Here is an 11,988-nt window from a genome sequence, read left to right on the forward strand (position 1 = left end):
CTAATTATAATTCTTAAAGTGGTCGATAGTGCTTAAGTCTAATCACCTAAAGTCTATCTAGGACAGAAAAACAACACATGGTACAACATCACTACTGATCTAAATTGCACCAATAAAAAGCGTAATCAGATCAATCAGGACGACCATATCAAATTACAATTTCGGGTAATAAAACGTGTCTACATCAGTATTAGTAATTAACTGCGGATCTTCATCAATTAAATATGCTTTGGTTTCAGAGCACCGCAAAGATCGAATCTTTGGTTTAGCAGAAAACTTAGGTTCTGCTGATGCACGTATTAAAGGTATTACCACTGGTGGTGCCGAACTTGAGCTTTCCATTCCTCATGCAGATCATGAGAAAGCCCTTGAAACCATTCTTGAGCGTTTAGCACATCATAATCCACAAGCGATTGGTCATCGTGTTGTACATGGCGGTACATTGACCAAAGCAGAATTATTAACACCTGAAATTATTGAACGTATTCGTACTGCAACACCACTTGCACCGTTACATAATCCCGCGCATTTAGTCGGTATTGAAGCAACGATGCGTTTATTCCCACATTTACCACAAGTTGCAGTTTTTGATACTGCGTTCCATCAAACGATGCCTTCACATGCTTATCGTTACGCATTACCAAAATTTTTATATACAGAACATAATGTCCGTCGCTATGGCTTCCACGGTACAAGTCATGCATACGTTTCTGAACGTGGTTCAGAACTTGCGGGTAGCTTTAAAAAAGGTGGATGGCTCACAGCGCATTTAGGTAATGGTAGCTCGACTTGTGCTATCTGGAATGGTCAATCCGTCGATACTTCAATGGGTTTAACACCACTTGAAGGTGTGGTAATGGGTACACGTAGTGGTGATGTAGACCCAAGTATTCATAGTTTCTTAGCTTCAAACTTGGGTTGGGACATTTATAAAATCGACAAAATGCTCAATAGCCAATCTGGTTTACTGGGTTTGTCTGACCTTTCAAATGATATGCGTACGCTCATTGAAGCATCTGAACAAGGCAATGAAGATGCAGCACTTGCGATTGAAGTTTTTTGCTACCGTTTAGCAAAATCATTGGCAGGTTTAAGCTGTGGTCTACCACGTATTGATGGCTTATTCTTCACAGGCGGTATTGGTGAAAACTCAGCTTATATTCGTGAAAAAACAGTCGCTTATTTACCACATTTTGGCTTTAACTTGAGTCAAGAACAAAATAATAGTTTAAAACGTGGTACTGAAGGTCGTATTGATGCTGGTACAGGTCCACAAATCTGGGTTGTACCAACAGACGAAGAAGGTCGTATTGCAAAAGAAACTGAGCATGTTGTACTAGAACAGGTGAATACTTCTGCAAAAAAGTCTGATATTGAAACTGTGATGGCTTAATTAGCCATCACCAGCTTTCATTTTAAAATTTATTTTGATTTATCTTTTTAAGAATAGCGTATGAAAACAATTTTATTGGTTCCTACAGGTGAAGGCGTAGGTCTTACCTCTGCATGTCTCGGACTTATTTATGCTCTGGATTGTCAGGGGGTAAAAGCTGGATTTTTAAAACCATTTTCACAAGATGAAAAAGCCGAGTCTGATCGTACAACTGCACTCTATCGTCATGTTTCTAAAACTGAAACGGTTGAACCAATTCCATATGCAAAATTAAATTATTTACTCAACACAGGTGAAACTGACGAGCTACTTGAAGAAGCTGTTCGTTTACATCGTGAAGTTGCCCGTACACATGACATTATTATTGTTGAAGGTTTAGTCCCGAGCGCACGTGACGCTTTTGCCAGTGAAATTAATGCTTCACTTGCTCAAGCACTTGATGCAAAAGTTATTTTTGTCAGCAATGCCAATATTGCCAAGCCTGAACAGACTGCTGAAAAAGTTGAAGCACAATTACGCTATTTTGGTGGTGCGGCATCAGCACGTAATGTTGGTGTATTGTTTATGCGTACACGTGGTTTATCTGAAGATTCAGCACAAATTCCTGTGACATTTGCTCCAGATTTGCGTTTAGTTGAAGAAACAGAAAAATTTACACAAGCCATTCAACGTACACATGCGCATATTGGCACTGAACATTTACCTGTGATTGGTTTAGTTCCATTCAGCGATACTTTAAGTGTACCGCGTGTTTCAGACCTTGCTACACATATCCAAGCAAGTTGGATTAATGAAGGTAAATCAACTGTACGTCGTGTTTTACACAGCAGTTTAATTGCTTCTAATATTGAACATGAATTACAAAAATTTATTGCTGGTGAATTAATCATCTCCGCTTCAGATCGTATTGATGTGTTACTTGCAGCAAGTCTTGCAACCAGTAATGGTATTCCACTTGCAGGTTTGGTTTTAGCAGAACATCATCAACCTAATCCTGCTGCATTGGCATTCTGTCAGACAGCAATTAAAAATGGTTTACCTATTTTACATACACCATTAAGTACATTTGAAACAACTCAATTGCTTTCAAATCTAAGCAATGAAATTCCAGTCGATGATACTGAGCGCGCTGAACAAGTCACACGTTTTGTTTCGAGCCATATCAATATGGACTGGTTAGTCTTGTTATTAAACGGTGATTATCAACCTCGTCTATCCCCTTCTGCTTTCCGCCATGAATTGGTACAAAAATCAATTGCTGCGAAAAAGCGTATTGTACTGCCTGAAGGTGATGAACATCGTACCATTCAAGCTGCTGCAATTTGTCAGGCTCGTGGAATTGCACACTGTATATTATTGGCAAAACCTGAAGCTGTCGTTGAAGTCGCACGTGCACGCAATATTGAATTGCCTCATGATTTAGAAATTATTGATCCAGATTTGATTCGTGAACAGTATGTCGAAAAAATGGTGGAATTGCGTAAAGGCAAACTCAATGATTTACAAGCACGTGATCAGCTACAAGACACTGTTGTACTTGGCACAATGATGCTTGCACTTGGTCAAGTTGATGGCTTAGTATCTGGCGCGGTGCATACCACAGCAAATACTGTACGCCCTGCTTTCCAATTGATTAAAACTGCGCCTGACTATTCATTGGTATCTTCAGTATTCTTCATGTTATTACCTGATGAAGTCTATGTTTATGGTGATTGTGCAATCAACCCAGACCCAGATGCAGAACAATTGGCTGAAATTGCCATCCAGTCTGCGGACTCTGCAAAAGCCTTTGGGATCGATCCACGTATTGCCATGATTTCATATTCTACAGGTACATCAGGAATGGGTGCAGATGTAGAAAAAGTAGCAAAAGCCACTGAAATTGCAAAACAGCGTCGTCCTGACTTACTCATTGATGGTCCATTACAGTACGATGCGGCTTCTGTTGAAAGTGTAGGACGCTCTAAAGCACCAGATTCAAAAGTTGCTGGTCGTGCCAATGTGTTTATTTTCCCTGACCTAAATACAGGAAATACCACGTATAAAGCGGTTCAACGCTCTGCCAATGTGGTCAGTGTTGGTCCAATGTTGCAAGGTTTGAATAAGCCTGTAAATGACCTGTCACGCGGTGCTTTGGTCGATGATATTGTCTTTACAATTGCTTTAACTGCGATTCAAGCAGAACAACAAGCTGCTCAATAATCTAAACTCATGCAAGATTGTTAAGGTTTGATACTCAAACCACCCAATTTACGGATTGGGTGGTCTTTTTTTATTACAGTTTTGATCAATTATCATTCTGCTGTGTCATGGATTTAAATAAGTTGGAAACTGATAAAGCTACGAATTTTTCAGCCCTACATAGATATTGGGGTAATGACGAAGTTAATCAGCATCCAGATTTATTTTTTGATCATAAAATTTTAAACAATTAATTTTTAAATCATAAATATTTTTTGATAGGTTTTTTATACTTACTTAGCTTTTGAAATAAAACTCAAGCATAAAAAAAAGAAGATAAAGCTTATGCCTGATCTTCTTTCTGTCCATACACCCAAGTTGCAGCAATATAAATACTAAAACCTACAACCATCAGGATACTTGAAATCGTCATATTTCATTTCTCTGTTTTAATATTTGTATTATGTGAAATATTTATGACAAATTTATGACAAACACTGTCATATTTTAAAATGTTAAAAAAAGTAAAATACAAACAATCGTTTAGAAAATCTAAAAATATTTTTAAAACAGATATTTTTATAACATAGAGTAAAATTTTATTCTGCTACAAAACTTTGCTGATTTGACTCAATATCTCTTAACCCTGCAAATTCAACATTAAACTTTAGCCAAAATTCAAGCAAGTCATCCACAAAAGCTGCTTTATCACGTATAATTTAGCCCGCTAGCTATCAGCCCGCTCAAGAGATTTTCGATATGACAACTATTATCAAGCAAGATGACTTGATCACATCGGTCAAGGATGCGCTTCAGTTCATTTCTTACTATCATCCACAAGACTTCATCCAAGCGATGAGCCGTGCTTATGACCGTGAAGAGAACAAAGCTGCCAAGGATGCAATTGCACAAATCTTAATCAACTCACGTATGTGTGCAGAAGGTCATCGTCCAATCTGTCAAGATACTGGTATTGTTAACGTATTTGTTGACGTGGGCTTAGACGTTAAATTTGATTTAACCATGAGCTTAGATGACGCAATCAATGAAGGTGTACGTCAAGGCTATCTTGAAAATAGCAACGTTCTTCGTGCATCTGTACTTGCTGACCCTGCTTTTGGTCGTAAAAATACCAAAGACAACACTCCTGCTGTGATTCACTACAAACTTGTTCCGGGTAACAAAGTAGACATCACTGTTGCTGCAAAAGGTGGTGGTTCGGAAAATAAATCTAAACTTGCGATGTTAAACCCTTCTGATTCAATCGTTGATTGGGTACTTAAAACTGTTCCTACGATGGGTGCAGGTTGGTGTCCACCGGGTATGCTCGGTATCGGGATTGGTGGTACTGCTGAAAAAGCCATGATGCTTGCAAAAGAATCACTCATGGAAGAAATCAACATGGACGAATTACTTCGTCGTGGACCACAAAACAAAATCGAAGAACTTCGTATCGAAATCTTTGAAAAAGTAAATGCTTTAGGTATCGGTGCACAAGGTCTTGGTGGTTTAACTACAGTTCTTGATATTAAAATTAAAGATTATCCTTGCCACGCTGCGGGTAAACCAGTCGGTATGATTCCAAACTGTGCTGCAACTCGTCATGCGCACTTCCAATTAGATGGTTCAGGTATTGCACATATTCAAGCACCTAAACTTTCTGACTATCCTGAAGTGACTTGGGATTCTTCATCTTCTAAACGTGTTGACCTAGACAACATTACTCAAGAAGAAATGAACTCTTGGCAACCGGGCGACACGCTATTACTCAACGGTACAATCTATACAGGTCGTGATGCTGCGCACAAACGCATGTGCGAAATGCTCGACAAAGGCGAAGAGCTTCCTGTAGACCTTAAAGGTAAATTTATTTACTACGTGGGTCCAGTTGATCCTGTAGGTGATGAAGTGGTTGGTCCTGCAGGTCCTACGACTGCAACACGTATGGATAAATTCACTCGCCAAGTGTTAGAAGCAACTGGCTTGTTTGGTATGATTGGTAAAGCAGACCGTGGTCCTACTGCAATCGAAGCAATCAAAGACAATAAAGCAACTTATTTGATGGCAGTCGGTGGTGCAGCGTATCTTGTTTCTAAAGCTGTACGCCAAGCTGAAGTGGTTGCATTTGCTGACTTAGGTATGGAAGCAATCTACAAATTTGTGGTTGAAGATATGCCTGTATCTGTTGCAGTTGATGTAAACGGTACATCAATCCATGCAACAGCACCAAAAATCTGGCAAGCAAAAATTGGGAAAATCCCAGTGGTTGATGCAGCAGCGAACTAAGTCTTTATTCAACGCTAAATAGATTTATTGCTTGAATGTTGATGAAAAAGCACTCTATGATTAGGGTGCTTTTTTATTTATGAGAATCTAATGACAATAAAACCCTACCTGTATTCTTTATTTATATTGAGTTTTAGTTTTCATACCTTTGCAGCCTCTGCGACACAACAACAGATTGATCAACTCATTAAAATTGAACATTGGGATCAATTTAAACCTGCTTTGCTCAAACAAAGTATGCCGAATATGAAAAGTGCAACTGAAGAATTGATGTTTGATCAATTACAATACAAACAAGCGCTTTCAGCTGAACAACAAGCTTTAATCATACAAATATCAGACATCATGATTAACGACATGATCGAACAAGTTGATGAAAAAGTTTTTCTGACTAACATTCGCGCGGCTTATCAAACACTTAGCCAAGAACAAGCTCAAGCCTTAATCAACGTTTACCAACAAACCAATATGCAAAATGCAGGGCAAAATGTTCCCATTATGATCGCAAAAATTGTTGATACCTCAAGTAATGATTTTAATAAAATTATCAACTTAGAAGATATTCAAAACATTATTCGTGAGAACCAAAAATGATCAAGACAATAATGTTTAGCCTCAGCCTTTGCCTACTGCACACAGGTTTATATGCAGCACCAGCAAGCACAGAAAGTACAGAACAACTGCTGAATGTCATTAACATCAATCAAGCGATCAAAGACCTCTCAACGCGTGAAACTTTTCAACAACTAACACAGCAGATCATTGAGTATCACTCTCTTCCCCAAACGAAAGAAAATCAAACGCGTATTTATAATGCAATTCAAAATTATTATTTAAGTGATGCGTATAAACATGAGTTTAGACAAAGCTTATTTAATATTTACAACCAAAATATGACTGAAGAAGAAACACAGCAATGGATTAAATTTTATAAAACAGCAATAGGACAATCTATTTTAAATAATAAAAACTTTGAACAGAAAATTATTGAAACTGTTGAACAAATTTTCCCTGAAAATGCTGAACCTTCAGCTCAAGCACAAGCTAAACTTACACAAGCCATGGAGAAATTTTTCTCTCAATAGATTTTCTATTCATCATATTTTAAGGACAGTCAGATGAAAAAATTTAAAACTTTATTACTCAGCGGTTTAATACTGATTACACCTTACGCTTTTGCTGCTCCTGCAAGTGATCAGCAAGTACAAAAGCTGATAGAAGTGATGAAAATCAATCAACTTTTACAACAAACCATACAACAAATTCGTCCACAACTTGATCAGCAAGCTTATACTGTTGTACAAAATATCGTACAGCATGAAAAACTGAATCCACAAGAGCAAATCGTTGCCAATGAATTAGCAGATCAATTATACGAGCAAAACAAGAAAAGTATTTCTTGGGATAAAATGCAGCCGATTTATCAAAAAATTTACAAAGATATTTACACTGCTGAAGAAGTACAAGCACAAATTGATTTTTACTCAAGCCAAGTTGGACAATCTATCTTAGCCAAAAGTCCAGTTGTTGCCCAAGAATCAATGAAAATCATCAATACTCAGCTTATGTCGACCATTCAAGCGGCTGAAAAAGACTTTGCTCAAGTGAATAAAAAACTAGACGCACTCAAAAAAGCCGCAGAAAACAAATAATACTATTTATTTCTATAAAAAAGAGGCAATTGCCTCTTTTTTTAAATGGGTGATGCCAGTCACTAACTCACCATGTTAAAGGATTCCAAATCTTAAATGGCGTACTCAAATGCACATCATCACTGGCTTGATAATCTCCACTATCAATTTTTTCCTGAGGTTTAATCAGCTTTCCATCTGCGGTCATTTCACCAACGAAGTTTAAACCAGGCGATTTTAATTGTGTCATGGCAATTTCTTTTAAGGCTTGACGCGTCGGCATTTGCATCAATGGACCCACTTTCAACAATTCACCACCACCGTTTGGACCACCACGGAATTTTTCTTCTTCATATTTTACAAAATATTGCTGACCTGCTTGCACATGAAAATAAGCAACTTTAGGTTTTTGAAAATGCACCACTGCCAAAGGTCGACTTAAACTAAGTTTATAATCACCTTCAGCCAACTCAATCCAATAATAATGATTACTGATGAGGCTAGGCACGCGCTTCCCATTTAAATAGAAGCTCTGCGCAATAATTTCTTGGCGATTCCATTTACTATCAGGACGATAAAAATAAATCACAGCGGCATTCGGATTTTGGGGTTTGACCAATTTAAAATACTGCCCAGGCTCTTGATTGACCCATGAACCTACAGAAAACTTACCGAGTTTATATTGATCTAGTTTCTCATAGACAAAAGAATTTTCTTTTTCAAAATTCACAGCATCTAAAGTAGATACCGCTTGACCTACAGTCGGTTGTTGTACAGTTTGATGACTTTGACAGGCAGCCAACCCACAACTGGTTAAAATAATTAGACCAAAGTAACGCATGATTATCCCTCACCACGTATTTTTTATTTTCATTTTTGAATGAAGATGATTTTCTCAATATCAGCTTAACATTTCATTGGCGATTTAAAAATAAAAAACGTGTAAAAAGTCCAGCTTCTTACACGTTTCAGATGAGTTGCAGATCACAACTCAATCATTTTAAGCAGATTTACTATCAATTACTTTTAAATCAACTTTTTCTTCAACAGCTTGTTCTTGCTTCGGTTGACGTTCTGCTTGATAAACAGGTTCTGCTTGATGATTAATCACATCAGCATTAATGATGACTGTGCCAATATCTTCACGACTTGGTAAATCATACATGGTTTCAAGTAAAACATTTTCTAAAATAGAACGTAGACCACGTGCGCCTGTATTGCGTTCAAGCGCTTTTTTTGCCACAGCACGTAATGCTGAGTCTTCAAAAATTAGATCTACATCTTCCATTTCAAACAAGTACTGATACTGACGTGTTAATGCATTTTTTGGTTCAGTCAAAATTTGCATTAATGCTTCTTCATCGAGCTCTTCAAGCGTCGCAATGACAGGCAAACGACCAATAAACTCTGGAATTAAACCAAATTTTACTAAGTCTGTTGCTTCAACTTGACGGAATAAGTCAGATAATTTTTTAGTATCATCTTTATTTTTCACATCAGCGGTAAATCCAATACCACCTTTTTCTTGACGTTGTTGTACCACTTTCTCAAGCCCAGAAAATGCACCACCACAAATAAATAAAATATTTGAAGTGTCAATTTGAATGAACTCTTGTTGTGGATGCTTACGTCCGCCCTGAGGTGGAATAGATGCAACTGTGCCTTCAATCATTTTCAGAAGTGCTTGTTGTACGCCTTCACCTGATACATCACGGGTAATGGATGGATTTTCAGATTTACGCGTAATCTTATCAATCTCATCAATATAGATAATGCCTTTTTGGGCTTTTTCTACATCATAATCCGCTTTTTGTAATAGCTTTTGTACAATGTTTTCAACATCTTCACCCACATAACCTGCTTCGGTTAAAGTGGTTGCATCAGCCATCGCAAAAGGTACATCAAGTAAACGTGCAAGTGTTTGCGCCAATAATGTTTTACCCGAACCTGTTGGTCCAATCAGTAAAATATTACTTTTTGCTAACTCAATCGTATCTTTGGTTTTTTGCGTAGATTGCGTTACTTTCAAGCGTTTATAGTGGTTATACACAGCCACAGATAAAGTTTTCTTTGCAGTGTCTTGACCAATCACATACTGGTCAAGTGCTGCACGAATTTCATGAGGTTTAGGCAATGGACGTGTTGCCCAATCCCCAGTTTCAACTTGTTGACTGGTTTGAACTAAATCTAAGCAGACATCCACACATTCATTACAAATGTACGCGTCCTCACCAGCGATCAGTTTTCCAACTTCAGACTGTGTTTTTCCACAAAATGAACAATGTTTTTGTCCTTGAGGATTATCGGACATTTTCACTCCAAATCTTAAATCTGTACATTAAAGCTTAGTTTTGAGGGCGTTTTGATAACACTTGATCGACTAAACCATATTCTTTCGCTTGTTGTGCAGTCATAAAATTATCACGGTCTGTGTCTTTTGCCACACGCTCATAATCTTGACCGCTATGTTCTGCCATTAAACGATTTAAACGTTCTTTAATAAATAAAATTTCACGCGCATGGATTTCAATATCTGATGCCTGACCACGGAAACCACCCAATGGTTGGTGAATCATAACTCGTGCATTTTCAAGGCAATAACGTTTACCTTTAGCACCCGCATTCAATAAGAATGCGCCCATAGATGCTGCTTGACCCATACAATAAGTCACGACATCGGGTTTAATAAACTGCATAGTATCGTAAATCGCCATACCCGCAGTTACTGAACCACCCGGTGAGTTAATATATAAGTGAATATCTTTATCTGGATTTTCAGCTTCTAAAAATAACATTTGCGCGACAATCAGGTTCGCCATGTTATCTTCAACTTCACCTGTTAGAAAAATAACACGCTCACGTAAAAGTCGTGAAAAAATATCAAAAGAACGTTCACCACGAGATGACTGTTCTACAACCATAGGGACTAAAGCATTTTCAATAGATGGAACATACATATGTTATTTATTCCTGAATTTTTTGTTACTCAGCTCATATTTGACAATATGAGGGATAATGATTGAAATTGCAAAATATTCCCAATTAAATATCAAATTTTTTTTGAATAAGCATTGTGAATTTGGGACAATTACAAATTTGATACAGCATAAAAAAAGGCGCCCGAAAGCGCCTTTTAGTGAAAAACAACTTAGCCTTGTTGACGCGCTTGTTGTTCTTTCAATAAATCTTGATAGCTTACTTCAGTATCAGATACTTTAGCAGCAGCTAAAATATAATCTACTACTTGATCTTCTAAAACAACAGCTTCAATTTGAGCACGTTGTTTTTCATCATTTTTGAAGTATTCAATCACTTCAGTTGGGTCTTCGTAAGAAGTCGCCATATCTTCGATGTATGCTTCAACACGAGCAGCATCTACTTCAAGTTGAGCATCAGCTAATACTTTGCTCACTAACACGCCTAATTTTACTGATTTTTCAGCTTGTTCTTTGAACAAGTCATCAGGAAGCATACTGCTGTCAAATGCTTGCGCACCTTGAGCACCGAACTGTTGAGTGAACTGTTGAATCATTTGTTGACGTTGACGGTCAATTTCTTGAGCAACCATTGCTGAAGGAAGTTCAACTTCATTTGCAGCAACTAATGCATCAAATGTAGCAGATTTAACTTGGTTACGAAGACCATTTTTCACTTCACGTTCCATGTTTTTGCGAACGTCAGCTTTTAATTTTTCAACGCCTTCTTCTTCAGTAATGTTGAAGATTTTTAAGAATTCAGCATCAATTTCAGGAAGTTTTGGTTTTTCAACCAATTTCACAGTGATTTTGAATTGAGCAGCTTTACCAGCAAGGTTTTCAGCTTGGTAATCTTCAGGGAAAGTAACGTCAATGACTTTCTCTTCGCCTTTCTTCATACCGATGATGCCATCTTCGAAGCCAGGAATCATACGACCAGAACCTAAAACAAGTTTAAAGTCTTGCGCAGCACCGCCTTCAAATTTTTCACCATCAACAGTACCTTCAAAGTCGAAAGTTACTTGCATGTCTTTTTTCGCCATACCTTTGGTTTCAGCCCAAGTTTGACGTTGTTTTTGCAAGTTTTCGAGCATAGTGTCGACATCTTTGTCATTCACTGAAGTCGATTTACGTTCAACTTCTAATGCATCAAGTGCATTTACTGAAACTTCTGGATAAACTTCTACAGTTGCTTCAAAAACCAAAGCATCATCTTTGTTTTCAACTTTATCAATGTTTGGCATACCAACAGCATTGATTTTCTCTTGTTGAATTGCTTCAAATACTGAGTCACGGATAATGTCATTTACCACTTCTTGGTAAATACTTGCACCGTATTCACGACGAACAACGTTTACAGGCACTTTGCCTGGACGGAAGCCGTTAATCTTCACAGTTTTGGCAGCGCGTTTTAAACGAGCTTCGAATTGCTCATTTACACGGCTCGTCGGTACAGATACATTTAAACGACGGGCAACGCCCGAAACCGCTTCAGAAGTTACTTGCATGGCTTCCTCTATAT

10 protein-coding genes are annotated in these 11,988 nt (G+C 37.8%); 6 read left to right on the forward strand and 4 right to left on the reverse strand.

Features of this window, described 5'->3' with window-relative positions; translation table 11 throughout:
- The first annotated feature begins 175 nt into the window (after positions 1–175).
- The 6 genes from C9E89_RS01850 (at position 176) to C9E89_RS01875 (ending at position 7,512) form a co-directional block, all read left to right on the forward strand.
- A complete protein-coding gene (locus C9E89_RS01850; RefSeq protein WP_107006744.1) occupies positions 176–1,393 on the forward strand; it encodes an acetate/propionate family kinase in 1,218 nt (405 codons plus the stop codon).
- Between the two features lie 60 nt (positions 1,394–1,453).
- The gene (pta, locus tag C9E89_RS01855; RefSeq protein ID WP_107006745.1) at positions 1,454–3,595 is read left to right on the forward strand and encodes a phosphate acetyltransferase; all 2,142 of its coding nucleotides are present in this window, start codon (positions 1,454–1,456) and stop codon (positions 3,593–3,595) included.
- 738 nt (positions 3,596–4,333) lie between these two features.
- Positions 4,334–5,860, forward strand: a complete 1,527-nt coding sequence (locus C9E89_RS01860; RefSeq protein WP_107006746.1) for a fumarate hydratase — start codon at positions 4,334–4,336, stop codon at positions 5,858–5,860.
- Positions 5,861–5,950: 90 nt separating this feature from the next.
- Positions 5,951–6,454, forward strand: coding sequence for a hypothetical protein (locus C9E89_RS01865; RefSeq protein ID WP_107006747.1), 504 nt, complete (start codon positions 5,951–5,953; stop codon positions 6,452–6,454).
- Entirely contained in the window at positions 6,451–6,945 is a 495-nt protein-coding gene (locus C9E89_RS01870; RefSeq protein WP_107006748.1) for a DUF2059 domain-containing protein, read from the forward strand. The genes C9E89_RS01865 and C9E89_RS01870 overlap by 4 nt, the downstream gene beginning before the upstream one ends.
- Positions 6,946–6,978: 33 nt before the next feature.
- Positions 6,979–7,512, forward strand: coding sequence for a DUF2059 domain-containing protein (locus C9E89_RS01875; RefSeq protein ID WP_107006749.1), 534 nt, complete (start codon positions 6,979–6,981; stop codon positions 7,510–7,512).
- Between the two features lie 67 nt (positions 7,513–7,579).
- Here the strand turns inward: C9E89_RS01875 and C9E89_RS01880 are convergent, their stop codons facing one another.
- From C9E89_RS01880 to tig, 4 genes are all read right to left on the reverse strand, one after another.
- Positions 7,580–8,332 (reverse strand): DUF2846 domain-containing protein, encoded by a 753-nt coding sequence (locus tag C9E89_RS01880; protein ID WP_107006750.1) that lies wholly within the window; start codon positions 8,330–8,332, stop codon positions 7,580–7,582.
- Between the two features lie 159 nt (positions 8,333–8,491).
- Positions 8,492–9,802: an ATP-dependent protease ATP-binding subunit ClpX gene (clpX, locus tag C9E89_RS01885; RefSeq protein ID WP_107006751.1), complete on the reverse strand. Its 1,311-nt coding sequence runs from the start codon at positions 9,800–9,802 to the stop codon at positions 8,492–8,494.
- Positions 9,803–9,836: 34 nt separating this feature from the next.
- Positions 9,837–10,448, reverse strand: a complete 612-nt coding sequence (gene clpP, locus C9E89_RS01890; protein ID WP_107006752.1) for an ATP-dependent Clp endopeptidase proteolytic subunit ClpP — start codon at positions 10,446–10,448, stop codon at positions 9,837–9,839.
- Positions 10,449–10,639: 191 nt separating this feature from the next.
- Positions 10,640–11,974, reverse strand: a complete 1,335-nt coding sequence (tig, locus tag C9E89_RS01895) for a trigger factor (RefSeq protein WP_107006753.1) — start codon at positions 11,972–11,974, stop codon at positions 10,640–10,642.
- Positions 11,975–11,988 lie beyond the last annotated feature (14 nt).

The organism is Acinetobacter sichuanensis (genome assembly GCF_003024515.2).
GTDB lineage: Bacteria > Pseudomonadota > Gammaproteobacteria > Pseudomonadales > Moraxellaceae > Acinetobacter > Acinetobacter sichuanensis.

Excerpts from the sequence above, each read along its gene's own strand:
- C9E89_RS01870 (WP_107006748.1), top strand. The coding sequence starts at position 6,451 with ATGATCAAGACAATAATGTTTAGCCTCAGCCTTTGCCTACTGCACACA.
- pta (WP_107006745.1), top strand. The coding sequence starts at position 1,454 with ATGAAAACAATTTTATTGGTTCCTACAGGTGAAGGCGTAGGTCTTACC.
- C9E89_RS01880 (WP_107006750.1), bottom strand. The coding sequence starts at position 8,332 with ATGCGTTACTTTGGTCTAATTATTTTAACCAGTTGTGGGTTGGCTGCC.
- C9E89_RS01875 (WP_107006749.1), top strand. The coding sequence starts at position 6,979 with ATGAAAAAATTTAAAACTTTATTACTCAGCGGTTTAATACTGATTACA.
- clpP (WP_107006752.1), bottom strand. The coding sequence starts at position 10,448 with ATGTATGTTCCATCTATTGAAAATGCTTTAGTCCCTATGGTTGTAGAA.
- C9E89_RS01860 (WP_107006746.1), top strand. The coding sequence starts at position 4,334 with ATGACAACTATTATCAAGCAAGATGACTTGATCACATCGGTCAAGGAT.
- tig (WP_107006753.1), bottom strand. The coding sequence starts at position 11,974 with ATGCAAGTAACTTCTGAAGCGGTTTCGGGCGTTGCCCGTCGTTTAAAT.
- C9E89_RS01865 (WP_107006747.1), top strand. The coding sequence starts at position 5,951 with ATGACAATAAAACCCTACCTGTATTCTTTATTTATATTGAGTTTTAGT.
- clpX (WP_107006751.1), bottom strand. The coding sequence starts at position 9,802 with ATGTCCGATAATCCTCAAGGACAAAAACATTGTTCATTTTGTGGAAAA.